Origin of the sequence: Microbacterium sp. cx-59 (genome assembly GCF_020805625.1) — a bacterium.
In the GTDB taxonomy this organism is placed as follows: domain Bacteria; phylum Actinomycetota; class Actinomycetes; order Actinomycetales; family Microbacteriaceae; genus Microbacterium.
On record NZ_JAJHGO010000009.1, the window covers coordinates 137282 to 162383 of the forward strand.

Here is a 25102-nt window from a genome sequence, read left to right on the forward strand (position 1 = left end):
GACAACTGCGGAGCCATCACACCGGGGAGGCGGCCCGGCAGGGCGCCTGCGGGCGGCGCGAGCTCGTACAGCGGGCTCGGGCCGGCGGGCGCGCGGGCTGGCGGACTCGGGCCCGCGGGCCGCACTCAGCGGGTGCGCGGGCGGGAGCGGGCGGGCGGCAGCGCGGGAGCCGGAACGGCGGCGCCGACGCGGTTGACGAGCCGCCCGATGCCCTCGATCGTCATCGCGACCTCGTCGCCCTCCCGGAGCGGCGGCGGCGTCAAGCCGCCGTTTCGGCCCCACAGCTCGCCGAGGCAACCGCCGTTGCCGACGGTGCCCGACCCGAGCACATCCCCCGGCACGACCCGCGAGTTACGTGACGCGTAGGCGACGAGCTCCGCGAACGGCCAGCCCATGTTCGAGATCAGGTCCTCCCCGATCAATTCACCGTTCACGCGCACCTCCGCGCGAATGCCCAGAAACCCGTCCGCATCGAGAAATTCATCGAACTCGTCGGCCGTCACGATCCACGGACCCAGCACGGTGCCGAAGTCCTTGCCCTTCGCGGGCCCCAGCCGCACCTTCATCTCCCGTGCCTGCAGATCGCGAGCCGACCAGTCGTTCATGATCGTGTAGCCGAAGATGGCGGATGCCGCCTCCGCCGCCGTGAGGTTCGCCTCGCCCGCTCCACCGCCGATCACCGCGGCGAGCTCGAGTTCGAAATCCAACCGCTCGGTGACCGGGGGACGGAGATCCTCGCCGTCGGCGAGCACCGTATGCGGGTTAGTGAAGTAGAACGTCGGAGCCTGATACCACTCGTCGGGCACGTCGCTCTTGCCCTCGACGCCGGCCGACACCCCTTCGACGTGCTCCTCGAAGGCGACGAAGTCGCGGATGGATGCGGGAACGAGCGGCGGAAGCAACGTCACCTCCGCGAGCGCTACCCCGTCATCAGGGCGCCCGTTATCGCCGCCCCTCTTATCGCCGCCCCTCTTATCGCCGCCCCTCTTATCGCCGCCCGCGTCATCACCACCCGCGTCATCACCGCCCACACCAAAGCCCCCCGCGTCATTGGCCCGCCCGTCGCGCACGCGAGCGTACGTCTCGTGCGCCGCGCCGAGCCCGGCCGCCAGCAGAGCGGCGACGGTCCCACCGTCCGGGAAGGGGACGACTCGATCGTCGATGACGAAGCCTTCGGCGGTGACTCCGTGGTGCGTCCAGCGCGCGATTCTCATGGGAGGGATCCAATCATTCGGGGGCGATTTACGATGCGTGGCCGGGCCAACGGCCGGAGCCGGAGAGCCAGCGGCAGGGCCGGAGTGCCAACTCCGGAGCCGGAGAGCCAGCGGCAGGACCGGAGAGCCAGCGGCAGGACCCGAGAGCCAGCGGCAGAACCCGAGAGCCAGCGGCAGGGCCGGAGTGCCAACGCCGGAGACGGAGAGCCAGCGGCAGGACCGGAGAGCCAGCGGCGAGGCCGGAAAGCCGGGGACGCCCGCAGGCCGGCATCACAGCCCGCGCCGGCGGGCCAGCCAGCCCCGCGCCGCGGGCCGGCGGCAACACGCCGCCAAAGCCCACCCGGCGCGTCAACCATCAGGCGTGGCAGTCGAGCGGCTGCGACCCGTTGTATTCGTACATGTCCTGCCACGCGGCGGGAACGTCGGGCTCGGTGCCGTCGAGCTCGGCGAGCGCGCGGTGCAGGTTGCCGACGATCCGCTCGCGCTCGGCGAGCGCGCCGAACGACCCGAAGTCCAGTCCGCGCGCGGCCTCCGCCGCCGAGAGCCCGGCACGGTGCGCCGACTCCGCGGCGTCGAGCAGAAAGCGGAGGTAGTCGGACACCGGGGCGAGAAGCTCCGGGCCCCCGACCGGACCGTGTCCGGGCACGACCGTTTCGGGCTCGAGCGCCGCGAGCTGTTCGAGCGCCCGGAGCCACCCCGCGGGCGAACCCGACAGCGCGAACGGCGTTCCACCGTGGAAGACGAGGTCGCCGGTGAACAGCACGCCGTCCTCGGGAAGCCAGACGTAGGCATCGCCGGTCGTGTGCGCGGGTCCGCCCGGATGCCGCACCTCGAGCCGGTGCCCGCCCTCGTCGATCGTGAGGGCGTCGCCGAAGAGGATCGTCGGCAGCCGCGGGCTGACCGCGCCCTGGTCGAAGGGCGAGAAGATGTGCGGCGCCAGCGCATGCGAACGCCGGAGGTCGTCGGCGACCGAGCGATGCGCGACGATCTCCGCATCCGGCAGCAGCGATGCCCCGTTGCAGTGATCGGGATGCGAGTGGGTCAGCACGATCCGGCGCACCGGCGCGTCCGTGGCACCTTCGACGGCCCGCAGGTAGGCCCGCATCCGCTTCTCGGTCGATGTCGCGTCGATACTCGTGGCGCCGTAGGGCCCTGCGACGAGGCCCGTGTTGTTGATCATCCAGCCGCCGTCGGGCTGGATGTAGGCCCACACGCCGCTCGCGAGCTGCTGCAGCTCGGGGGCGGAGGTCATCGGACGTCCGCCCGCGAGAAGCGCGGCAGGGTCAAGAGGATGACGGCGGCGATGCCCATCATGACCGCGGCGAGGATGAGCGGGATGGTGTAACTGCCCGTGCCGTCGAAGGCGAAGCCGGCGAACACCGGCCCGAAGGCGCTGCCGATCATGAACACGCTGTAGACGAGGCTGTACAGCGCACCGAAGGCCCGGGGCCCGAAGTAGCGCGAGCTGAGGTACGACATGAGGTCGATCTCGGCGCCGAACCCGATTCCGATCAGGAGCGCGGTCAGCGGTGCCGCGCCGGGGCCGGCCCAGAGCAGCAGCAGACAGCCGAGCGCGGCGGCGAGGAAGAGCGGCACGGCGACGTAGGTCGCGTAGAAGCGATCGAACAGCCAGCCGATCACGGGGCGCGCGATCACGGTGCCGGCACCCACGAGCGATGAGAGGAAGGCCGCCTGCACGGGGTCGACGCCCGAGTCGATGAGCAGCGGCACGAAGTGCGGGATCATCGTCAGCAGCGCCCAGCCGAGCAGGAAGAACACGACGCACAGGCTCCAGAACTCACGGCGCCGGATGGCGAGGCGAAGCGTGAGACCGGGGAGCGTGGAGCGGTCGACCGCGGCGACGGCCGACGGCGGCGTCAGCCGGGCGAAGAACACCAGCACGAAGGGCAGCGCGGCCAGGAGCGCCATGACGAGATACGCCGCGCGCCATCCGCTGTCGGCGATGACGACGCCCATGAGCGGTGGCAGCACGAGTCCGGCCGCCCCCAACCCGCCGGCGACGATCCCGAGGGCGATGCCGCGCCGCCTGTCGAACTCCTCCACCACGGCCTTCGAGTAGGTCACCGCGGAGGTGCCGGCGCCGAGGATTCCGGCGACCGCGTAGAAGGAGAGGAAGGTCGCGAGGCTCGAGGTGAGCGTGCTGAGCAGGATCATCGCGATGACGAAGAGCGGAACCGACACCATCACGACGCGCTTCACCCCGAAGCGGTCGAGGAAGCGACCGACGAAGGGCAGGGCCGCGGCAAGTCCGAGGGAGCTCACGAGCGAGGCGAGGTTGATCTCGCCTCTTCCCCATCCGAATTCCGTCTGGAGCGGCACGACCAGCGTGCCGAGGATGTAGCCGAGCGCGCTCAGGCCGACGCCCGCGCCGATCGTGCTGAAGATCAGGGTGGGCCAGCTGCGGCGGAACTCGCCGGAGGACGGTGCAGCCTTCTGGACGTCGGAGGTCACGGCGTGGGTCATCGGCATATCTCTTTCGACAGAGCGCTTTCGGCGGTGAAAGCGCGGCGCGCATCGGTGGGCGTACGGTCCACACTGCCCCCGCTGTACTATCCACACAAACTCGTATTTGCCATGCGGCGTATCCATACCGTGAATACATGGAGAGAGAGGATGCTGTGCCGGAGTTCGACCTGAACCTGTTGCGCCCGTTGCTCGTTCTGCTCGAAGAGCGCAGCGTCACTCGCGCCGCGGTTCGGCTGCACTTGAGCCAGCCCGCCACCTCCGCCGCTCTCGCCCGGCTTCGACGCCAGTACGACGACGACCTGCTCGTGCGCACGGGACGCACGATGCAGCTGACGCCCTTCGCGCGCGATCTGCTGCCCGCGGTCGCCCACGCCGTGGCGGAGCTGCGTCCCGTGATCGATCGCAAACAGTCGTTCGACCCGGCCCACACCGAGCGCCGCTTCGTCATCGGCGCAACGGACTACATGACCGCCATCCTCGCCGGCCCGCTGCTGCGCACGTTCGCGGCAGAAGCGCCGCGGGCGTCGCTCGACTTCGCGCCGCAACCCCTGCGCGATGGCACTCTCGCGCCGTTCAGCCAGCTCGATCTCATCGTCGGGCCCGTGGGGTTCCAGCTCCCCGGGCGGAGCCAGGAGCTCTTCACCGACGAGTTCGTGCTGATCGCCGACCCCGACAACTCCGTTCTCGGGGTGCCGGATCCGACGATCGAGATGCTCTCCGCCGTGCCGCACGCGACCGCGTACCTGAACGACCCCGATCACGACGAGCTGCAGGATCTGCTTCGGCGCGCGGGGATCGACTACATCGTGGGCGCGCGTCTCTTCGGTCTCGCCGCGCTCCCGCTCCTCGTCTCGGGCACCGACATGGTCGCACTCGTGCCCCGGATGCTGGCGGCCAAAGCCTCGCGCACCCTGCACCTCGCGGTGCTCGAGCTACCCGAGCAAGTCCGTATGCCGATGATGGAATGCATGTACTGGCACCCGCGCGACGAAGACGATCCGGCAATCTTGTGGCTTCGAAACGCGCTGTCGCGGACCGTCCCGTCCCTCTCCCGAGAGCCGAGCGGGCCCGCGCCCCGACGCCTCCGCGCCGCGACCTCCGACTAGCCGCGCTGCGCGGAGCGGACGCGGAACCAGAGGCTCAGTTCGCGGATGGCCCGAAGTGTGGCCGTCGGGTCGGCGTCCTCGTCGAGGTCGTCGAACGTGTTGCGGAACCCGTCAGGGAGCTGCTCGGTCGACACGGTCATCGGCTGGAAACCCATCGTCCAGTCCCGGAACCGACGTTCGGTGATCGGCTCCTCCATCATCACGCGCACCCCGGAGTGGCGGGGGTCGTTCCGGATGACATCGAAGATGTCGCGCACGACACCCTCGGGACCCTCCAGCACCTGAACGAACCGGCCGCCTCGGTACAGCAGCATCCCGGTCAGCCCCTTCTCGGCGTTCGACGCGCGACTCTGCTCCAGCAGCGCCGAGAGGTCCGCGTCGTCGAACGACTGGTTCGCAGCACTGATGTACACGATCGAGAGGAGGGGGTCGGGCCCGGTCATCGTCATCTTCCTGGTCGTCGCGGAGTCGGTCATGCCGTACGGCTCGGCGAGCTGGACGACACCGCGCGCATCGCCGAGGTGAGGTCGACGAAGCCGCCGATGATGCGGGAATGCAGGTCGAAAGCGACGAAACGCCCGTCGGGCTGCCGGTCGATGTATCCGAGGAATTCGCCGTGCCTGCTGCCGACGTGGAAGCCGTCTTCGACGCGCGCCCAGGTCGTGCCGGCGCCTTCCCCGTCGTGGTGGAACATTGGGTTCACGAGACTCTCCTCACCGCGGCATCGCTCCGGACCGCGGCGCCCGACACGTCGATGTGTGCGGGCAACGGGGAGAAGATCGCCAGGGTTACACCCTTTCACGGCCTCCGGACACCCAGGGCGGATTGCCAAAACCCTGCCCGGTACGCCACGATGCGGCGTCAATACCGGATGGCGTCGATCACCTTCACGCGCACGGCGACGATCGCCGGCAGCAGCCCCGCGAGCGCTCCGACGGCGGATGCGGCGATCAGGCCGAGGATCGCGGCATCCACGGGGAACGGCGGAAAGTCGGTGATCATGCCCTGGCCGATCAGATCGCGCATCCACGAACTCTGCACGATCAGGATGGCGGCGGCGACGCCGAGCGCACCCGCGGCGACCGTCGCGACGACGCTCTCCATCATCACGGCGAAGAACACGCGCCCCGCGGTCGCCCCGAAACTGCGGCGGATGCCGATCTCGCGCACGCGCTGACGCACGGTCACGAGCGCGATGTTCACGAGCCCGAGCGCGCCCAGCAGCAGCACGAGGACGGCGATCCCGCCGACCACGAGCTTGGTCACGAGGAACGGATCGTCGTCGTACTGGGCGTAGTCCTGGCGAGACACGTCGACGGCGGTGCCCTCGCCGAGCGCCGCCTGCATGTCGGCCTTCACGCGTTCACCGAGTTCCTGCGAGACCTCGGGCGGCACCCACATCTCGTACTGCGTCTGCGCGCCGCCGTACGGATCCATCGAGGGGTCGGGCGCTCCCTGCGTCTGCGCGACGGTCTGCTGCACCGCCTGCAACTGGTCGGCGAGCATGAACATCGTCGGCTCGGTCTCCCACTCGTTGACGGGGGTGACGCCGACGACGACCGCGAGGATGCCGCTCGTCGCCCCGGTCGCGCTGCCGGGAACGCTGTCGCCGCCGAGCGCGACGGTGGGGTGCGTCGCCAGATCCGGACGCCCCATCCGGTCGTAGAAGACGTCGTTCACGATGAGGCGCGGGGCATACTGCTCGGCATCGCTGGGCGTGAACCATTCGCCCTGCGACATCCGCACGCGGTGCATCTCGCCGTACGGCTGGTCGACGGCTTGAACTCCGACGGTCGCGCTGCCCGTCGCGAAGGGCACGGTCTGGGTGGCCTGCATGACCCGGCTCGCGTAGGTGATGTCGTAGCGCGCGAGCATTTCATCCCACGCCGCGGCCATCTTGGCGGAATCGACGGTGCCGCTGTCGGTGCGATAGGCCGCCAGATACAGGGTGGCGGGGCGCCCGCTGGAGCGTTCGTTCATCTCTGCGGTCGCCTGCTGCACGATGCCACCGAGCGCGACGACCGTCGTCAGCGAACAGACCGCGACGGCCACGCCGACGAGCGACAGCAGCACGCGGGTGCGGTGAACGCGGAGCTCCTGCCAGGCTTCGAGGACCGCGCCCACGAATCCGGTGAGCAGGCGCTTCATGCTTCGACCGCCGTCACCCGGGTATCGGCAGCGTCAGCGTCTGCCGCATCCGCGACCGGGTGATCCGGGTCGACCGGATCCTGGGCACGGGATGCGGCGCGCTGTTCGCGGCGGCTCGGAGGGTCGGCCGCGGGGTCGTCGGCTTTCGTCAGGACGCCGCGATCGAGGCGGAAGTGGTCGCGCGCCCGCTGTGCCACGGTCGGGTCGTGGGTGATCGTGATCATCGCCGCGCCCGTGCGGGTGGCCACGTCGTCGATCAGGTCCATGACCTGCGCCCCCGTGTCGATGTCGAGTGCGCCGGTCGGTTCGTCGGCGAGGATGAGGCTCGGTCCGCGCACGAGGGAGCGCGCGATCGCGACCCGCTGCTGCTCCCCTCCCGACAGCCGATCGGGCATGCTGTCGAGGCGGTGGCCGAGACCGACCTGCTCGAGCATCTCGGCGGCGATCGTCCGGCGCCGCCAGAAGTCGCGCCCGGTCGCGTAGAGGAGCGGCATCGCGACGTTCTCGAGGGCGGTGCGTCCGGGGAGCAGGTTGAACTGCTGGAAGACGAAGCCGATCCGGGCGCCGCGCACCCGGTCGCGTTGCGCGCTCGAGTAGCTGCGCACGGCACGATCGGCGAACTCCACCGTGCCGCTCGTGGGTAGATCGAGGAGCCCGAGGATGTTGAGGAGCGTCGACTTGCCGGATCCCGATCGCCCCACAATCGAGATGCGGTCGCCGGGCTCGACGGTCAGGTCGATGCCGTTAAGGATCGTCAGCGCGGGTTGATCGGTGGGGATGACCGTACGGGTGACGTTCTCGAGGCGCAGCAGGCTCACGGCATCTGCACCGGGTCGCCGCAGATCGTGCTTCCGTCGGGCATCGCCGTGCACCCGCCGTCCGCGGGGACGGCGAGCGCGCCGGGCGCGAACTGGAGGATCTCTTCGCCCTCTTCGAGCCCGCTCGTGATCTCCACCTGGCTCCCGTCGCTGAGGCCGAGCCCGACGGCGCGTTCCTCGGTGCCGCCGTCGACGGTCGAGACCCACACGGTGCCGGTCTGCGCGGCGCCGCGAACAGCGGTGGTGGGAACGACGACCACGTCTTCGGCCCGCCCTCCGGCGAGGGTCATCTCCGCCGCGAGGCCGGAGAACACCGTCACCTCGGCGGGTACGGCGCAGCTGACGGTGGCACCGGAACCGCCGGATCCGGCGCCGGGCGCCGCACCGGTCTCGCCCGTCGATCCACCGTCGCCACCCGTGCTGCCGGCGAGCGGGGTGGAGATGCGCAGCCCCGTGCAGACGAACGGAGCGGGTCCGCCGGTGATCGCGACGGTCGCTTCGGTGGGCTGGTTCAGGAGCCGGTACTGCTGCTCGGGCTGCAGTGCGCCCGAGACCGAGAAGGTGGGCGGCGCGACCTGACCGGCGACCATGCCGATCGTGACGTCCTGGCCCTGGATCACGGCGAGCGAGCTCAGCACACCCGCGGCGGGCGCGGTCACCCGCTCGTACCGGAAGATCGCGGGCAGCGGGTTGCCTTCGGCATCGACGCTCTTGGCCGGATCGCGTTCGATCGGAACCTTCACCTCGAACACGGGGTCACCCGCGGCGACGGTCGCGCCCTGTTGCACGAACAATTTGCTCACGGTTCCCGCCGCGGTCGACTTCACCGCGACGGCGGGATCTGCCGACACCGTCGCCGTGATCACGACGTCGTTCGTGACGGTTCCGCGCGCGACCGGGACGCGGGGTTCCACCACCGCGCCGGTCGGCACCGCCGGGCTCGTCTCCTCGGCCGTGTCGGGAACGAACGCGAGCTTGCCGAGGGCGACCGCGATCACCGCGATGAGCACGATCCGGATGATCGGAAATATCCACTTGCGAGTGATGCCCATGGCGCTCCCCGTGCGAGACGTCAGGACACCGGCAGCGCGTGGCAGCCGGTGCATACGGTCGTTTGGTCAGAGCGTATCGGCAAGCCGGGGCCGCGCACCGACCACGACAAGCCTCAGCCCTGGCCGCTGATGCTCTTCGCCGTGATCGTCAGGATGATGCGCTGCTGGTCGCGCCCGCCGTACCAGGGGTACGGCCGCCCGGTGTACTTCTGTGAGAGGGACTCGATGCTCGCGGCGCCGCCATCCGTGGTCATCGCGGTCACCTCTCCGCGCACCTGGATGTAGCGGAAGGGGTTCTCCGGGTCTTGGATCGCCACCGCCACGCGGGGGTCGCGCTCGACGTTTCGCACCTTCACGTAGCCGACCACCGTGTTGATGATGATGTGCTCGCCGTCGGTGTCGACCCAGGTCTCGGTGACCTGGGGCGAACCGTCGGGCATCAGCGTGGAGAGGAAGCAGGGGCTGGGTTTGCGCAGCAGATCGAGCAGGCTTTCGGGCAGGGTCATGGGGTCTCCTCAGGGGTGGAACCTCAGTCTCTCCCCGAACCGACGTGAACGGATGCGGTGCGCGACCTCGTGCAGACTTGCCCCACGACGATCCCGAAAGGCCCGTGATGGAGTACTCCGCGAACATCGAGATGCAGTTCACCGAGGCCGGGCCACTCCCGGAGCGCATGCGGGCCGCGGCCGAGGCAGGATTCGACGCCGTGGAGTTCTGGCGCTGGGAAGACACCGACGTGCCCGCACTGGCCGCCGCTGCCCGCGAGCTCGACGTGCAGATCGCCCTGTTCGCGACGGACTGGAGCATCGCGGTCGCCGACCCGGCGGAGCGGGCACGGTTCACCGCATCCGTCGACGGCGCCATCCGGGCCGCCGGCCTTCTCGGCGCGCGACAGATCGTGGTCTCCCTCGGCCCCGACCTGGGTCTCCCGCGGGAGAGCCTCGTCGACGAGCTGTCGGCGGCGCTCCGCGTCGTCGCACCCCGCGCGCACGACGCGGGGGTGACACTGCTGCTCGAACCGGTGAACACCCGCGTCGACCACCCGGGCTCCGCGCTGTCGTCGACCGCCGACGCACGCGAGATCCTCGCACGCGTCGATCACCCCGCGCTTCGGCTGCTCTTCGACGTGTACCACAGCGCGGCGCAGGGCGAGGATGTCGCGCAGGAGCTGCGCCGCTCACGCGATCTGATCGACTACGTCCAGCTCGCAGACAGCCCCGGCCGTCACGAACCCGGCACGGGCGAGATCGATTGGATGCAGGTCGCCACGGTCGTCCGCGAGATCGGGTACACGGGGCGGATCGGGCTCGAGTTCTCGCCCCTCGCCGACAGCGCGACCGCCCTCGCGCAGGCACGGACGGTGTGGGAGAAGGCCTGGGCCGGCTCGATACGATGAGAGTCGGCGGACGACGAGGGGACCTGCATGCCGGCGATCGACCAGTCCGGGATGCGGCGCCTCAACACGGCGGCGACTCTTCGAGTTATCACTGACGCGACCGGAACGCTCACCTCGGCCGACCTCGTCGCCCAGACGCGGTTGTCTCGCCGCACGATCGAACTGATCGTCGGCGACCTGATCGCCCAGGGCTGGGTCGACGAGGCCGACTCCCCCGCCCCGACGACCGCCGGGCGCCCGAAGAAGTACTACCGACTCGTCGCCGACCGCGCGACGGTGCTGTCGGTCGGCATCAACCCCCCGCTCGTGCGTGCCGTCGTCGCCGACCTCCGGGGCCGGGAGATCGCCCGGGCCGAGGGCCCTAGCGGCACGGTCGCCGACACGCTGGACAGCGCGCTGCGCCTGGCATCGCAGGCCCTCGCCCAGGCGAACGTCGACCCCGATCATCTGCACGCGCTCGTCGTCGGTCTCGGCGGCACCTTCTCCCCGGATGGCGTCGTGCTCACCTCGCCCGTCGACCCGGAGTGGGTCGGCGTCGATGTGCGCGAGCCGTTTGCGCGCCGCTTCGACGTGCCCGTCGTCGTGGAGAACGACACGAACCTGTCGGCTCTCGCCGCCCGTGCCGAAGGCCCGGCCCGCGGCGAGCAGACGTTCGCCCTACTCATGCCGGGCATCCGCGTGAGCGCCGGCGTGGTGATCAACGGCGAACTCCACCGCGGGTTCCAGGGGGCCGCGGGCGAACTCGTTCGACTCCCCGAGCTGAGGGACGCGAACCACCGCGGCCTCCTCGCCCAGATCAGCTCACCCGATGAGCGCGAGCGGGTCGACGCGCGAGCGCATCTCCGGCGCGCGATCGACGGAGACCCGGCGGTTCGCGAGGACGCCCGCGCGTTCTTCGACGCCGTCGCGCGCGTCGTTGCCGTGCTCGGCTGGGTGATCGCTCCGCCGGTGATCGTGCTGGTGGGCGGCTTCGAGGGCCTCGAAGACGGCACGCTCGGGCTTCTGCGAGACGCTCTGTCGACGATGGATGCGCCCGACATCGACATCCGCGTCGCCGCGCTCACCCCGGACTTCCCCGTTCGAGGCGGCATTCAGCTGGCGCTCGATATCGCCGGCGCCACCATCTTCGATCCTCGCCGCTGAGCCACTTCTCCCCGCTCGACCGGCCCGCCTCACGTGCCTGCGCGGCACGCCGTGATTATTCACGGCCGTTTCGGCTGCGTAACAAGTCGGTTTCCGGCTAGGCCATCACTGCTACTTTCGCGCATTATTACTCGGAACACCTCGAGAGCCCCGTTCGCGGTGACGACGACCCGCCCCCTTCACCTGGAGTTCCGCCATGTCCCGAGCTATGCCGCGTACCCCACGCATCCTCACCTTCACCGCGCTCGGCCTCGCCGGCGCCCTCGCCTTCGCCGGCTGCGCGTCGGCCGACCAGTCGTCCTCCGGCGACGAAACCGCCAGTACCGGCAGCACCCTCCCCCAGGAGCTGGTGGATGCGGCCGTCGCCGCGGCGACCACCGCCGCGGACGGCCAGGACCTGTCGGGCACCCTCGAAATGGTCGGTGTGTCCACCGGAGCCGACGCCGACCCGTTCATCGGCGCCATCTCCGCATTCGAAGAGGCCACCGGGGTGACGGTGAACTACACCGGCGCCCCCGACCAGGCCACCGTGGTGCCGGCCGCCGTCGAGGCGGGCAACGCCCCCGACATCGTCGACGGCCAGGGCCTCGGCCTCATGCAACAGTTCGCTGCGAGCGGCGACGCCGTCTCGCTCAGCGACGTGATCGGCGACGACGTGCTCGCCGACAACTTCAACCCCGGCCTGCTGCAGTCCGCCACGGTCGACGGCCAGGTCTACGGCATCTGGAACGAAGCCGACACCTTCCAGATCTTCTACAACCCCGCGACCTACGACGGCCCGACCGAGGGAAGCTGGCAGGACCTGTCGGCATGGTCCGAGGCCCTCGCCGCATCCGGCACCGGCGTCGCGCCGTGGTGCATGGGTCTCGAGGCCGGCGCCGGATCGGGCTTCCCCGCCCAGGGGTTCATCGAGAACCTCTTCGTGAAGCAGTTCGGCAGCGACGCGCTCGCGGCGTGGGCCAGCGGCGAACTGCCCTGGACGAGCGACGAGGTGCGCTGGGCGTTCGAGGAGTTCGGCCGCATCGCGACCTCCGAGACGATGGTCGCCGGTGGGCCGCAGGCCGCCGTGTCGACCTCGGCCTTCTCGTTCATGGACGGCATGTACACCGACCCGCAGGCCTGCCAGCTGACCCTGTGGGGCAACTACGCGGCCGGCATCGTGCAGGGCTCGAACCCGGAGGCCACCGTTCCGGACGGCCTGAACTTCTTCGACATTCCGGCCAGCGACCCCGCCTACGCCGGCGCGCTCGACGTCGCCGGGCACGTCACGTTCGCCCTGAACGACGACCCGGCCACCGCCGCGTTCATGAAGTACTGGGCGACCCCCGAGGCGCAGTCCCTTATCGCCGCGAGCGGGCGGTACACGGTCGCGAACGTGAACGTGCCGCTCGACGTCTACCCGAACGAGAACATGCGCGGCTCGGCCGAACTGCTGCTCGCCGCAGAGACCGTCACGCCCGGGCCGGCAAGCGCCATCCCGACCGCGGTCAACACGGCCTACCTGCAGGGCATCCTGTCGTACATCCAGGACCCCGCGTCCCTCGACTCGATCCTCGCCGGTATCGAGGCAGCGAAGAGCTGACCGCATGACCGTCCTGTCCATCCTCATCGGGACGGTGCTCGTCCCGGCCGCCGTGATCATCCTCACGGCGGCCGGTGAGCGCCTGCTCGCACGTGCCCGCCCCGTGGTGGCACGCCGCATCCGCCCCTGGTTCTGGCTCGCGCCGGTCATCATCGGCGTCGGCGTCGTGCTCGTCTATCCCGCGATCGCGACGCTCGTGCTCAGCTTCCGATCGGCCGACTCCTCGGCCTGGACCGGGCTCGACAACTACCTCTGGGCGCTCGGCAGCGACGTGCTCCCCCTGTTCGTGAACAACGCGATCTGGATCATCGCTCTGCCGCTCGGCATCGTGATCGTCGCCACGATCATGGCCGTCATGATCGATCGGGTGCGGTACGAACTCGTCGCTCGCACACTACTCGTGCTGCCCACCGCGATCTCGCTCACCGCGGCCGGCATCAGCTGGCGCCTGCTGTACACCTGGGCGCCCGAGGGTCGCACGCAACTCGGCGCGTTCAACGCCGCGCTGCAGGCGATCGGCCTCTCGCCCGTGCCGTGGACCTCGAGGCCCCCGACGGATGCGCCCTGGCTGAACACGCTCGCCCTCGTGGTCGTCGGTGTGTGGGCAGGGCTCGGCGTTGCGGTGCTCATCCTTTCGGCCGCGGTGAAGGCCGTGCCGGCGGAGTACCTCGAGGCCGCCCGCCTCGACGGCGCGGGCGAGTTCCGCGTCTTCTTCCTGATCGTGCTCCCGGTGATCTGGCCGAGCATGCTCACCGTCATCACGACGCAGGTGATCGCGGCCATCAAGGTCTTCGACATCGTCTACGTCATGACCAACGGCAACGCGGGAACCGACGTCGTGGCCAACGAGATGTTCGGGCAGCTCTTCCACTTCCCGAATGACATCGGCCACGCCAGCTCGCTCGCCGTGCTGCTGCTCGTACTGGCGCTGCCGGTCGTGTGGTTCAACGTGCGCGCCGCCCGACGGGAGATGAACGCATGACCGCCGCCTTCGGTGCCCCCGCCCCGCTCGCTGCTCATTCCGCATCCGGCGGCCGACGTCGTCGCGGCGCACGGGTGCGGGTCGCGCGCATCCTGCTGCACGTGGTGATCCTCGCCATCACGGTCACCTGGTTCACGCCGGTGCTGCAGATGATCGCGATGTCGCTGCGCACGACCCCCGATTCGGCATCGAGCGGATGGTGGACGATCTTCGCGCAGCCGCTGATCACGCTCGACAACTTCGCCGTCGCCGCGAAGGCGCTGCGCCTGGACACGACCCTGCTCGCGACCCTCACCTTCGCCCTTCCGGCCGCGGTGATCACGGTGCTGCTGTCGGCCTACGGCGGCTACGCCCTGTCGCGCTGGCGATTCCGCGGCAACCTGTTCGTCTACGGCACGCTCGTCGCTCTGCTGGCCATCCCGCCGCAGCTCGCGTTCAGCCCGCTGATCCAACTGTTCTCCGCGGTGGGACTCAGCGGCACGCCCGCCGCCGTCTGGATCTTCCAGGTCGCCTACACGCTGCCGTTCGGAGTCTTCCTCGTGCGCGGCTACATGTACACGATCCCCATCGAGCTGTTCGAGGCGGCCGCCGTCGACGGCGCCAGCGAGCTGCGCATCTTCCTGCGCATCGTGCTGCCGCTGTCGGCGCCCATCCTCGTCTCCCTCGCGATCTTGCAGTTCATGTGGTCGTGGAACGATCTGCTCACCCCGCTGATCTTCGTCGGGGTGAGCAGCGACAGCACCCCGATCACCGTTCAGCTCTCGGGACTTGCCGCGCAGATCTCGTCCAACGGCACGAACACGACAGCCGCCGGTGCACTGATCTCCGTGCTGCCCCCGCTCGTGATCCTGCTCGCCCTGCAGCGCTACTTCGTCGCCGGCATCACCGGCGGAGCCATCAAGTGACCCGCACGACCACCGCGCTGTCGGCAGCGCGCGAAGGAGTTTTCCCCCTATGACCCTCGACATCGAAACCGACGTTCTCATCGTCGGCGGCGGCATCATGGGATCGGCCGTCGCCGCCCTGCTGCGCGAAGCCGACCCCGACCTGGACATCGTCATGGTGGACGCCGGCGAACCGATCGGCGACACCGTCGGGCGGCACCTGCACGAGAGCGACGACCCCGAGATCTGGGAGCGCTACAACCATCGTGTCGCGAGCGGAATCCAAGGCTTGTACGCCGGCGACGAGACGTTCCGGCCGGTCGCGCGCAGTCGCGACGAGCTCGAACTGGGGATGCACCGGCTGGCGACCCTCGGGGAGGACGCCGAGGAGTTCTCGGGCGCGGCGCTCGCGTGGAACGCCGGCGGGATGGGCGTGCACTGGACAGCGGCGACACCGAGCCCGGGCGCGCAGGAACGATGGGGCGAAGAGGACCGCTGGGCCCGGGACCTCGAGACCGCCGCGCGCCTCCTCCGCATCACGGAGGCACCGCTCGGTCCGACGGTCGCCGGCGAGCCCATCGTCACCGCCCTGCGCGAACGCTTCACCGACGTGCCCGCCGATCGCACCCCGCGGGCCATGCCGATGGCCGTCACGGTCGACGGCGACCGCCGCATCCGCACGGGTCCGGCGACGATCTTCCCGCCGATCGCGGTCGGCGGCGACCCCGCCTTCCGGCTGTTCACGGGCACGATCGCCACGGCGATCGACCACGACATCGACGCCGTGATCGGGGCGCGGGCGCACCGGTACGCGGATGGCGCGAGCGGCAGCATCCGCGCGCTCATCACGATCGTCTGCGCCGACGCGCTCCGCACTCCGCAACTGCTCTTCGCGTCCGGCATCCGCCCCGCGGCCCTCGGCCGGTACCTCAACGAGCACGCGTTCATCAGCAATCGTGTGCTGCTCGATCTCGACCGCTTCGGGCTCACGCTCGCCGACCTGCCCGCCATCCCCGAGGGCGAGACCGTGTCGGATTCGCTGTGGCTGCCCGCCAGCGCCGAGCAGCCGCTGCAGGCGCAGATCATGGCGCGTCCGTACATCGACGACGAGGGCTCGCCGCTCGCCTTCGGCGTGGGGGTGTCGATCTACGTCCCGCTCGACAGCCGACCCGAGAACCGGATCGAGTTCGGCGACGAGTCCGATCTCGCCGGTATGCCCCGGATGCGGATGCACTTCTCTTACTCGGATGCCGACCGCACCGCGATCGCGAAGGCGACCGATGTGATGGCGGAGATCGCCGCGGACCTCGGCGAGTGGGATCGCGCGAGCGACTCCGTGCTGCTGGCGCCGGGCAGCTCGCTGCATATGACCGGCACCGTGCGGTCGGGGAACATCGACGACGGCACGTCGGTGTGCGATCCGGGCGGACGAGTGTGGGGTTTTCGCAACCTGTTCGTCGCCGGCAACGGAGTGATCCCGACGCCGATGGCCGGCAATGTCACCCTCACGGGTGTGGTGACCGCGATCCGCGCCGCGGAGAGCGTGACGAGTCTTCTTGCCCGACGAACGGAGGTGTCGGCATGACCTTGCCGCCACGCGAACGCATCGCCATCAACCCTCTCCAGTGGGCGACGCCCCGTCTGGATCCGGCCGACCCGCTCAGCGAGCGTGCCTGGCTCTTCCCCGACCCGGGATTCGTGCCGACCTACGCCGCGGCGCTGCACGAGGTGAAGGGCGCCGGTTTCGACGCCGTGTCACTCGAGGTGCTGCCCACTCAGACGACCGCGGAGTACGCGCGCATCGTGGCGGATGCGGGCCTCGCGCTCGCCCCCGGATACGCCGCGATCGACCTCCCTGACGAACTGCCCGCTCCGGGGAGCAGCGCGCGGTCCGCGCTGTTCGACGACATGCGTCGGAAGGCCGAGGAGTCGGTGCACTTCGGTCTCAACACGATCTTCCTCGCCCCGGCGATGACCTTCCGGGAGGGTTCGGTGCGCACACAGGAGGCGGCCGCAATCGGAGCAGGGTTCGATGCTGACCGCCTCGACCGCATGACCGAGGTCATCGGGGAAGCGGCCGACGTCTTCGCCGCCGCGGGCGTGCGCGCCGGGCTGCACAACCACATCGGCACGTGGGTCGAGACCGTGGCGGAGATCGATCACGTGCTCGCCGCGATCGATCCGAGCAGGCTCGGTGCGTCGTTCGACATCGGCCATCTCGCGTGGCTCGGCGTCGATCCGGCGGACGTCCTGCGCCGCCATTCAGACCGGCTGATCGACCTGCACATCAAGGATCTCGATCTGGGGATCGCCGCGGCGAGCCGTGACGGCGCGCACCCCTACAGCTGGGGCCCGAGCCGCGGCCTGTTCCGCGAGCCCGGCCTCGGCGATATGGATCTCGACGCGATCCTCGCCGCGCTCCCGGAGGGGTTCGGCGGATGGATCGTCGTCGAGGTCGACAGCACCGACCTCGACCCCACCGAGAGCGTGCGCCTGTGCGCACGGTGGGCCGACGCCACGTTCGCCTGACCCGACGGGGGCGGCGGGTGGCGCATTCGCCGCACCTCCGAGCGGGAGCGGTCTGCGCCTCTCCTCGGCGGCAGGCTCAGCCGTCGGTCTCGGCCGATCCACCCGTGCGCCGCGACCGGGGCAGCCCACGCGCCGCACCCCACAGCGCCGCGAATCCCGCGTAAGCGCCGAAGATGACGACGAACCCCAGAATCCCGATGAACACTCCGGGCCCGTTCTGGTAGAACCAGCTGAGATAGATCAGGAACACGGTACTTCCCACCGCACCCCCCATGCCGGCGCCGACGCTCCTTGCTGCGTTGTTGACCGCGGGCCCGGGCGCATCCGCCGACATTCGAGCGCCGACGTACGCACCGAAAGCCGCCGCCAGTCCGGACAGAATCCCGGTGATGACCGTCGGTATCAGGATCAGGAGAATCGTCCAGGACACCCCGGCACGGGCATCCGGCAGGTTTCCGACGTAGATCGCCGCCTGAATCAGCAGCATTCCCCCGGTCATGCTCAGTACGCCGAACAGGGTGAGCGCGAGCGTAAGGCGGCGCATGTCAGTGACCCCCGTGCTCGGCGACGACATCCTTGAAGTGATCCGACTGAACATTCCACGTCTGCTCCGCCGCCCACTCGGCGCCGAACGCGGCCCCAGAATTGGCGTTGACGGCACTGGCCGTCTTCCGCAGGACCCACTCGCCATCCGTCTCGACGATGGAGAATTCGATGGTGGATCCGGGCCCGTCGAAGTACTGGTCGGATATGACCGTGAATTTCACGCTCGTGTCTGTCGTCGTGACGACGACATCGCCCGTTTCGTAGGGCTCGTCGAGGTCATCAGTGACGATCGTGTCGGAGAGAGTGAACACCGCACCATCCGTGAATGTACTCGAGGACCCGGATACCTCAAAGGGGAAGATATCGGTCGGGTACTTCTTGAAGAGGTCCATGAGTTCTTCCGCGGTGTAGTCCTTGGTGGAGAATCCCAGGTTGTCATCGATGACGTAGTCGTATCCCGCGCGGTCGTACCATTCCCGACTGGATGGGTACTCCTCCGGGGCTAGCTCCCACGTCGTCGCTACGGCCGCGCGAACGTCGGCGAGGATGGCATCGTCGCTGCTTTTTCGGGGGGCGGCGAGCTTGCTGAGCGCGGCCGATGCTTCCTTGAGAGGCTGGTTGGCCGACCCCGATCACTCGGGACCGAATGCGCCGGGGTCGTGGATCAACTCATCCTGAAGCGCCTCCTGCGCGTCCGTTCTTATTTCGATCTGAACGGCCGTGAGCTGTTTGATCTCTTGAATCTCAGTTGCGTACTGGTCCAGCGCCTTCTTCACATCCGCGACTGCCGCCTGATAGTCCCGCACGGGAATCTTCGCGGGATCCGCGACTCTCGCCGTCGAAGGACGAAGGATCCGACAGAACTCTATTGCGGTAGAAAAGGGTAGGCTTACCTAAGTGCTCTCGTCGTGAGCTCCAGAAGCCTAAGGAAATCTAATACGCATGCCGTCAGTCTTCCTGTCAACAAAGATCCGTAGCGGTGCAATACTCGCAACAACCCTTGCGGTAGCTGTCGCGCTCGCAGGCTGTTCAGTCCCTGCTGGCGAATCGAGGGCCGACTCCTCCGGTGCATCGAGCAATGCTGCATTCCCCGTGACCATCGAGAGCGCTCTGGGCTCGGTGACTATCGAGGAAGAGCCCACCCGCGTTGCTACCTGGGGATGGTCCACACAGGATGCCGTTCTGTCCCTCGGCATAGTTCCCGTCGCGATGCCTCTCAACGCTTACGGCGGCAACGCCGAAGGAGTCCTGCCGTGGTCCGCGGAAAAGATCGAGGAACTCGGAGGCGAAACGCCTCAGCTGCTGAGCGGCGGCGACACCGGCGAGGTCCCCTTCGAAGAGTTCGTTGAGGCGGCTCCGGATGTCATCCTCGCCCCATACTCCGGCCTCACCCAGGAGGATTACGACACGCTGAGCAAGATTGCTCCCGTAGTCGCCTACCCCGATCAGGCTTGGTCTCTGCCGTGGCAAGACCAGCTGAGCATCGTCGCAACTGCTCTCGGTAAGACCGACGAGGCCGAGGACCTACTGGCTGACGTCGATTCTCAGATCGCAGACCTCGCCTCCGCTAACCCTGTGCTGGACGGGACCAACTTCGTCTACATCTCGGCGCTCGAAGCTGACAAGATCAACATTTTCCGCGCCAGCGATCCCCGCGTGGACCTGTTGACCCAATTGGGCATGGTCGTCAGTCCCAATGTGGCCGAGCTCGACGCGGACCCGAGCGCTGGGAGCTATTTCTACCAGTTGAGCTACGAGAACCTGGGCAAGATTGATACTGACCTCATCGTGGGCTACTTCGACAACCAGGACTCTGTTGACACCTTCCTTGCCGACCCCCTCGTCGCCGCCATGCCCGCGATCATGGAAGGCCGCTTCGCCCCCGTAGTCGGCGAATCATTCGTCATGGCCAGCAGTGCCCCGACGGTTCTGTCCATCCCGTGGATGCTCGACCAGTATGTTCCGCAGCTCGCCGGAGCAGCGGAGAACGTTGGCTAATTGAGCATCGTCACCACCTCGACGAACCAGGACTCGACCCGGGCAACCCGGTCGAGTTCTGGCCGTCGTGGCACCCTGCTGTGGGTCATGGTCGCGATTGGCGCGCTTTTTGTCGTGTCAATCCTGAGCCTCGTGGTGGGGGCATCGAGCATTGACCCGGCGACGGTTGTCAGAGCGATCGTCTCGTACGATCCCACAAACACCGATCACCTCATCGTGATTGAAAAGCGGCTCCCTCGCACCCTCATCGGACTCGCCGTGGGAGCGGCCCTCGGGCTCGCGGGAACCGTTGCACAGGGTCTCACCCGGAACCCGATCGCGGACCCCGGAATCCTCGGGGTCAATTTCGGCGCATCGCTCTTGGTGGTGCTCGGGATCTCGATTGCCGGCGTCACCACCCTGAGTGGATATGTCTGGTTCGCCTTCGCCGGTGCAGCGCTCGCATCCATCCTCGTCTACTCGCTCTCAGCACTCGGCAGAGACGGAGCGACACCTGTGAAACTCGCTCTGGTGGGATCGGCTGTCTCGGCGGCGTGCGCCTCGCTAATAACCGCAGTCATGCTGACGAACACCCAGGTGCTCAACTCAGTAAGGTTCTGGCAGGTGGGGGCGATCGCGGGCCGCGGCTACGACGTGTTCTGGCAGATGCTTCCCGCCTGCATCGCAGGAGTGGCAATTGCTCTCGCGCTCGGGCGCCAGATCAACGGGCTCGCGCTCGGCGACGACGTCGCGCGCGGCCTTGGACAGAGAGTTGGCCTCACGCGAGTTCTTGGCGCCCTTGCGATCGTCCTGCTGTGTGGATCGGCGACATCGGCAGCCGGTCCGATCGCGTTTGTTGGCCTCGCTGTGCCTCACATCGCGAGGATGTTCACGGGCTCGGACTACCGGCGGATACTCCCTTTCTCGATCGTTCTGGGAGCCATCATGCTGCTGGCCTGCGACGTCCTCGGTCGGGTCGTGGCCCCTCCAGGTGAACTTGAAGTCGGCATTGTTGCTGCCTTCGTCGGCGCACCCTTTTTCCTCGCTCTTGTGCGGCGACGAAAGCTACCCACGCTGTGATCCTGTCCCCCTCTGTCGCGCAGATCAGACACGCAAGACGTCGTCGATCAATCGTGACTACTTCTATGCTCCTGCTGGTGATTGTGGCGCTCGGTGTGGGTTCGCTTCTCCTGGGTAAGGCTTCAGCGACCCCCGCCGAGGTAGTGAGCGCTCTGCTGGGGCAAGGAACGAAAATCACAGGATTCGTTATCGGGGAACTTCGATTGCCTCGCACTGTTACGGCGATAGTTGTGGGAGTCTGTCTCGGAGTATCCGGTGCGCTCCTCCAGACCACTCTGCGCAATCCCCTTGCCAGTCCAGACATCATCGGTGTCACGGCGAGCGCGAGCGTCGCGGGGATCGTGGGCATGATCTCGTTCGATTTGAGTGGTTTCACGCTCGCACTCGCGGTGATTGCGGGTTCCCTCCTTGCGGCGGCCCTCATGTATCTGCTCGCCTGGCGCGAGGGACTCAGTGCCTACCGCCTCGTGCTGGTCGGCATCGGCATCGCCGCGGTCTGTGCCGGAGTCGTGTCGTTCGTGCTCAGCAGGAGCGACATCCGCGACGCCCAGATAGCCCTCGTCTGGGTGACCGGTAGCTTGAATAACTCGACGTGGCAAGCCGTCCTCCCCGTCGCCGCCTGTGGTGCCGTGCTGCTGGCATTGACCACGATCCTCCTGCGCACCATTCGCACGCTCGAGCTCGGAGACGACACCGCCGGCGGCCTCGGAGTGCCCGTTGAACGAAGTCGACTGGGCATCATTGCGTGCGCGGTCGCACTCACCGCCGTAGCCGTTTCGGTTGCGGGACCCCTCGGTTTTGTTGCCCTCGCATCGGGGCAGATCGCTCGCCGACTCGTTGGAGCTGGCGGATCTGGAATCCTCATGGCCGGACTCGTGGGGCCAACGGTCCTGCTCGCGGCCGACCTGACTGCACAGTTTTCGTGGCCAGGCGTCTCGTTTCCCACAGGCGTCGTCACGGGCCTTGTCGGCGCTCCTCTTCTCATCTGGCTGCTCGTGCGAGCCAGCCGAACAGGCACGGGAAGCTGATCATGACCGCTGACTCCCCCGACCCGACAGCGCCCGAGGGTGTGTCGGCGCACACCCTCTCGGCGCAGGACGTACATCTGGGCTATCGCGACCGCTCCATCATTGAGGCGCTCGATGTTGAAGTTCCGCGCTCTCGCATTACTGCGATTGTCGGCCCAAACGCCTGCGGCAAGTCGACACTGCTCCGCGGCCTGTCTCGTCTGCTGGTTCCGAGTGCCGGACACATCATGCTGGACGGACGGGACATCCACTCGATGCCAACACGTGACGTAGCCACGATTTTGAGTCTGCTCCCACAGACTCCGCAGGCACCCGAGGGCATCACCGTAGCGGATCTGGTCGGCCGAGGACGCTACCCGCATCAGGGCTGGTTTCGCAAATGGACCGACGCTGACGATGCGATCGTGGAGGCGGCAATGGCGGCCACCGGTATTCGCGACCTTGCGAGTCGAAGCATTGACGAGCTCTCCGGTGGCCAGCGTCAGCGGGTCTGGATCGCTATGGCTCTCGCGCAGGGAACAGACATGTTGCTGCTCGATGAGCCGACAACCTACCTCGATATCACTCACCAGATCGAAGTTCTTGACCTGCTGGTGGACGTGAACGCCGCAGGAACGACCGTGATCATGGTGCTTCACGACCTGAATCTGGCCTCGCGGTATGCGGACCACATCATCGCGATGAAGGAGGGGCGAATTGTGGCCGAGGGGACGCCGCGGGAGGTCATTACGTCGCGCCTTGTTCGAGAGGTCTTCGACCTGGAATCCCTGGTGACATCTGACCCCGTCAGCGGCTCGCCTACGGTGGCGCCGATCGGTCGACACCACAGGCCCGAGGCTCCGCAGCAAGGGAACGCTAGTTAAGTCCGCCTCAGTCATCAGCTGAGAGCCCCCAACAGTTGCGGCGTGAGTACGCGCACGGAAGTGTGACCCGAACGGTGGTCGAGGACATTGCACGCGAGGGCGTGTTTGTCGTAGCGGGTGGCGAGGCCTCGCCATTGCTTGAGGTGGCGGTACTGGCGTTCGATGACGTTTCAGTTCTTATGGTCCGCGGTATCGAGCCCGCCCCGCGCGCCGCGCCAGCGCCGGTGGCCCTTCTGGTCGTCGTGCTCGGGGATGACGGCCTTGCTCCCGCGGGAGCGGAGATGTCCGTGGATCGCGCGGGACGAGTAGGCCCCGTCGGCACGGACCGCGCAATCGTCGAATCCACCGACAGTGACCAGTCGACCAGCCCGCCCGCGTCCGCCGCGGTGGTGATCCTCGCGAGCACTCGATCCCACGTGCCCTCGGTAGCCATCCGATGATGCCACGTCCACACCGTCTGCCAAGGCCCGAACACCTCGGGGAGATCCCGCCACGCGATCCCGGTCCGATGACGGTAGATGATCGCCTCGACCATCGTCCTGGCATCGGAGAGCTTCCGCCCAGGCCGACCGGTCGGACGTGGGAGCATCCCCTCGATCAACGACCACTGCGCATCCGAAAGCATCTGAAACCGCGACATGAACCCAGACTCCCAGCCCAACCCAACCTTTGTCAGACACGCTCTAGATGCTCACGCTGCCCGAGGTGAAGTCACCAGTTCCGAAGACCCGCCGACCCATCAGGAGCCTCGCTACCGGCGCTACGCATCGGACGGGACCCCGGCCGGAGCCTGTTCCGCGAGCCCCATCTCGGCGATATGAACTTCGACCCCACCGAGAGCGCGCCTGTGCGCACGCCGGGCCGACGCCACGTTCGCCTGACGGACCCGGGGCGGCCGGGCCGTCTGGCTGCTGTCTCAGCGCACCCGAGTAATCGGTTTGAGAACGAAGGCCGATACCACCGCCAGGACCGCCGCAATCACGAAGACCGGCTGGAATCCGACGGTCGCGACAAGTGCACCGGCGACGACCGGGGCGAGCACCTGCGGAAGCGTGTTCGCAATGTTGAGGATTCCTAGATCCTTCGCTCGGTCATCGGCGCTCGGGAGCACTTCGGCGAGGAGCGCTTGGTCGACGGCGATGTAGATACCGTACGCAAATCCGCCGATCGCGAGGAACGCGTAGAAGGCCCACACTTCTGGGAAGAAGGCGAGAGGCAGAGCTGCGAGCGCGAAGATGACGGATGCGGCCATGACGATCGGCTTGCGACGGCCGATCCGATCGGACAACGGACCGGACACGATGGTTGCGATACCCGACGACACGGCCATGACGATTCCACCGACGGCGATGACACCTCCCGCTTCCGCCAGACTCAGGCCGAGGTAGTCGGTGAGGAGGTACAGCTGGTAGAGCAGGATCATCATGAAAGACAGCAGCAGCAGGAACCGGCCCGACAGGGCGAGGAGGAAATCCTTGTCCTTGGGCGGGACGAAGGAGCGGAGCAGCGCACGGACGGAGAGCGGGTCGCGCGGTTCGGCCCGATTGTCGCGCTCCGGTGACAGAAGAACGAACACGACCATGACGACGGCAATGAGCCAGGGCAGCCAGCGAAGACCCTCCCGAGGAATCGTGATGAGCGATCCCGCGATGATCCCGGCGAGGCTCTGTGCGATCAGTTGCCCTGCACCGATGAGGGCCGACGCCTTTCCGAGATTCTGAGTAGCGACCCGGTCCGGCAGAACGGCAAACAACGGGGCCAGCACGACCGCGAGGCCGATCTGGAAGATCATCCAGAGAACGACCAAGAGTGCGAAGTCGTTCGTGAACGACATCGCCGTGCTGGCCGCGGCGAGCACGAAGGCTCCGGTGGCGATCCACGGGTTCCGTCGGCCGAATCGCGATCGCGTGCGATCCGACAGGGTCCCGAAGACGATGGTGGCGACCATGCTCGCGAGGGACCCGGCGGCTGCCAGGGTCGCGTACAACGCAACCTTCTGTGCGGGATCGATCTCGGTCATGAGCGCCTGGATGAGAGTGCCCGCTGCAGCAAACGGCAGCATCCAGCCGGCATGGGCCATGAACAGCAGCGGGCCGAGCCGTCCAAGTCTTGGCGGGAGCGCGGGTGGCTCGGTCGCGATGGTCGTGGGGGTGTGGGGTTGCGTGCTCACCGGTGCTCCTTTGCATCGACCGGAATGGTGACGAAATGCAGCATAGGCCCAAATCCGTACACATGCTACATTTTGGTTCTACGCAATCGGAAGGTGC

At 68.0% G+C, this 25102-nt stretch carries 25 protein-coding genes and 1 pseudogene; 12 read left to right on the top strand and 14 right to left on the bottom strand.

Features of this window, described 5'->3' with window-relative positions; translation table 11 throughout:
* Positions 1–125: 125 nt before the first annotated feature.
* The 3 genes from LMI96_RS12910 to LMI96_RS12920 form a co-directional block, all read right to left on the bottom strand.
* Positions 126–1214 (bottom strand): fumarylacetoacetate hydrolase family protein, encoded by a 1089-nt coding sequence (locus LMI96_RS12910; protein ID WP_228361767.1) that lies wholly within the window; start codon positions 1212–1214, stop codon positions 126–128.
* Positions 1215–1569: 355 nt separating this feature from the next.
* Positions 1570–2466: an MBL fold metallo-hydrolase gene (locus LMI96_RS12915; protein ID WP_228361769.1), complete on the bottom strand. Its 897-nt coding sequence runs from the start codon at positions 2464–2466 to the stop codon at positions 1570–1572.
* Positions 2463–3698 carry an MFS transporter gene (locus LMI96_RS12920; RefSeq protein ID WP_228361770.1) on the bottom strand — a complete coding sequence of 412 codons (1236 nt, stop codon included), beginning with the start codon at positions 3696–3698 and terminating at the stop codon, positions 2463–2465. Before LMI96_RS12920 ends, LMI96_RS12915 begins: the two co-directional genes overlap by 4 nt.
* A 137-nt stretch (positions 3699–3835) precedes the next feature.
* On the opposite strand from LMI96_RS12920, the gene LMI96_RS12925 reads away from it, so the two are divergent.
* On the top strand, positions 3836–4807 hold the full coding sequence (locus tag LMI96_RS12925; RefSeq protein ID WP_228361772.1) for a LysR family transcriptional regulator: 972 nt from the start codon (positions 3836–3838) through the stop codon (positions 4805–4807).
* On the opposite strand, the gene LMI96_RS12930 is transcribed toward LMI96_RS12925, so the two are convergent.
* From LMI96_RS12930 to LMI96_RS12955, 6 genes are all read right to left on the bottom strand, one after another.
* Positions 4804–5283 carry a BLUF domain-containing protein gene (locus LMI96_RS12930; RefSeq protein ID WP_223722598.1) on the bottom strand — a complete coding sequence of 160 codons (480 nt, stop codon included), beginning with the start codon at positions 5281–5283 and terminating at the stop codon, positions 4804–4806. The two genes, LMI96_RS12925 and LMI96_RS12930, sit on opposite strands and share 4 nt — an antisense overlap.
* Entirely contained in the window at positions 5280–5501 is a 222-nt protein-coding gene (locus LMI96_RS12935) for a hypothetical protein (RefSeq protein ID WP_228362021.1), read from the bottom strand. The genes LMI96_RS12930 and LMI96_RS12935 overlap by 4 nt, the downstream gene beginning before the upstream one ends.
* A gap of 167 nt (positions 5502–5668) precedes the next feature.
* Positions 5669–6955 carry an ABC transporter permease gene (locus LMI96_RS12940; RefSeq protein ID WP_228361780.1) on the bottom strand — a complete coding sequence of 429 codons (1287 nt, stop codon included), beginning with the start codon at positions 6953–6955 and terminating at the stop codon, positions 5669–5671.
* Positions 6952–7773 carry an ABC transporter ATP-binding protein gene (locus tag LMI96_RS12945; protein WP_228361781.1) on the bottom strand — a complete coding sequence of 274 codons (822 nt, stop codon included), beginning with the start codon at positions 7771–7773 and terminating at the stop codon, positions 6952–6954. The genes LMI96_RS12940 and LMI96_RS12945 overlap by 4 nt, the downstream gene beginning before the upstream one ends.
* Positions 7770–8825 carry an efflux RND transporter periplasmic adaptor subunit gene (locus tag LMI96_RS12950; protein WP_228361782.1) on the bottom strand — a complete coding sequence of 352 codons (1056 nt, stop codon included), beginning with the start codon at positions 8823–8825 and terminating at the stop codon, positions 7770–7772. Before LMI96_RS12950 ends, LMI96_RS12945 begins: the two co-directional genes overlap by 4 nt.
* A 113-nt stretch (positions 8826–8938) precedes the next feature.
* Complete coding sequence (locus LMI96_RS12955) at positions 8939–9331, bottom strand: PPOX class F420-dependent oxidoreductase (RefSeq protein ID WP_228361783.1); 393 nt, start codon at positions 9329–9331, stop codon at positions 8939–8941.
* Positions 9332–9438: 107 nt separating this feature from the next.
* On the opposite strand from LMI96_RS12955, the gene LMI96_RS12960 reads away from it, so the two are divergent.
* From LMI96_RS12960 to LMI96_RS12990, 7 genes are all read left to right on the top strand, one after another.
* On the top strand, positions 9439–10221 hold the full coding sequence (locus LMI96_RS12960; RefSeq protein ID WP_228361784.1) for a hydroxypyruvate isomerase family protein: 783 nt from the start codon (positions 9439–9441) through the stop codon (positions 10219–10221).
* Between the two features lie 27 nt (positions 10222–10248).
* Entirely contained in the window at positions 10249–11364 is a 1116-nt protein-coding gene (locus tag LMI96_RS12965) for an ROK family protein (protein ID WP_228361785.1), read from the top strand.
* A gap of 196 nt (positions 11365–11560) precedes the next feature.
* On the top strand, positions 11561–12946 hold the full coding sequence (locus tag LMI96_RS12970; RefSeq protein WP_228361786.1) for an ABC transporter substrate-binding protein: 1386 nt from the start codon (positions 11561–11563) through the stop codon (positions 12944–12946).
* Positions 12947–12950: 4 nt separating this feature from the next.
* Positions 12951–13928: a carbohydrate ABC transporter permease gene (locus LMI96_RS12975; protein ID WP_228361787.1), complete on the top strand. Its 978-nt coding sequence runs from the start codon at positions 12951–12953 to the stop codon at positions 13926–13928.
* Positions 13925–14833 (top strand): carbohydrate ABC transporter permease, encoded by a 909-nt coding sequence (locus tag LMI96_RS12980; RefSeq protein ID WP_228361788.1) that lies wholly within the window; start codon positions 13925–13927, stop codon positions 14831–14833. Before LMI96_RS12975 ends, LMI96_RS12980 begins: the two co-directional genes overlap by 4 nt.
* 49 nt (positions 14834–14882) lie before the next feature.
* Positions 14883–16397: a GMC oxidoreductase gene (locus LMI96_RS12985; RefSeq protein ID WP_228361789.1), complete on the top strand. Its 1515-nt coding sequence runs from the start codon at positions 14883–14885 to the stop codon at positions 16395–16397.
* Entirely contained in the window at positions 16394–17341 is a 948-nt protein-coding gene (locus LMI96_RS12990) for a sugar phosphate isomerase/epimerase (protein WP_228361790.1), read from the top strand. Before LMI96_RS12985 ends, LMI96_RS12990 begins: the two co-directional genes overlap by 4 nt.
* Positions 17342–17417: 76 nt before the next feature.
* Here LMI96_RS12990 and LMI96_RS12995 read toward each other — a convergent pair whose 3' ends face one another.
* From LMI96_RS12995 to LMI96_RS13005, 3 genes are all read right to left on the bottom strand, one after another.
* Positions 17418–17885, bottom strand: coding sequence for a hypothetical protein (locus tag LMI96_RS12995; protein WP_228361791.1), 468 nt, complete (start codon positions 17883–17885; stop codon positions 17418–17420).
* 1 nt (position 17886) lies between these two features.
* Positions 17887–18279: a hypothetical protein gene (locus tag LMI96_RS13000; RefSeq protein ID WP_228361792.1), complete on the bottom strand. Its 393-nt coding sequence runs from the start codon at positions 18277–18279 to the stop codon at positions 17887–17889.
* Positions 18280–18519: 240 nt separating this feature from the next.
* On the bottom strand, positions 18520–18693 hold the full coding sequence (locus tag LMI96_RS13005; RefSeq protein WP_228361793.1) for a hypothetical protein: 174 nt from the start codon (positions 18691–18693) through the stop codon (positions 18520–18522).
* A 286-nt stretch (positions 18694–18979) separates the two neighbouring features.
* Here LMI96_RS13005 and LMI96_RS13010 point away from each other — a divergent pair, with 286 nt between their 5' ends.
* The 4 genes from LMI96_RS13010 (at position 18980) to LMI96_RS13025 (ending at position 22835) form a co-directional block, all read left to right on the top strand.
* On the top strand, positions 18980–19885 hold the full coding sequence (locus tag LMI96_RS13010) for an iron-siderophore ABC transporter substrate-binding protein (protein WP_228361794.1): 906 nt from the start codon (positions 18980–18982) through the stop codon (positions 19883–19885).
* Positions 19886–20944, top strand: coding sequence for an iron ABC transporter permease (locus LMI96_RS13015; RefSeq protein ID WP_228361795.1), 1059 nt, complete (start codon positions 19886–19888; stop codon positions 20942–20944).
* A gap of 65 nt (positions 20945–21009) precedes the next feature.
* A complete protein-coding gene (locus LMI96_RS13020; protein ID WP_228361796.1) occupies positions 21010–21972 on the top strand; it encodes an iron chelate uptake ABC transporter family permease subunit in 963 nt (320 codons plus the stop codon).
* 2 nt (positions 21973–21974) lie between these two features.
* Positions 21975–22835 (top strand): ABC transporter ATP-binding protein, encoded by an 861-nt coding sequence (locus LMI96_RS13025; RefSeq protein WP_228361797.1) that lies wholly within the window; start codon positions 21975–21977, stop codon positions 22833–22835.
* A 14-nt stretch (positions 22836–22849) separates the two neighbouring features.
* Here LMI96_RS13025 and LMI96_RS13030 read toward each other — a convergent pair.
* Positions 22850–23475: pseudogene (locus tag LMI96_RS13030) on the bottom strand (transposase).
* 276 nt (positions 23476–23751) lie between these two features.
* On the bottom strand, positions 23752–25005 hold the full coding sequence (locus LMI96_RS13035) for an MFS transporter (RefSeq protein ID WP_228361798.1): 1254 nt from the start codon (positions 25003–25005) through the stop codon (positions 23752–23754).
* Positions 25006–25102 lie beyond the last annotated feature (97 nt).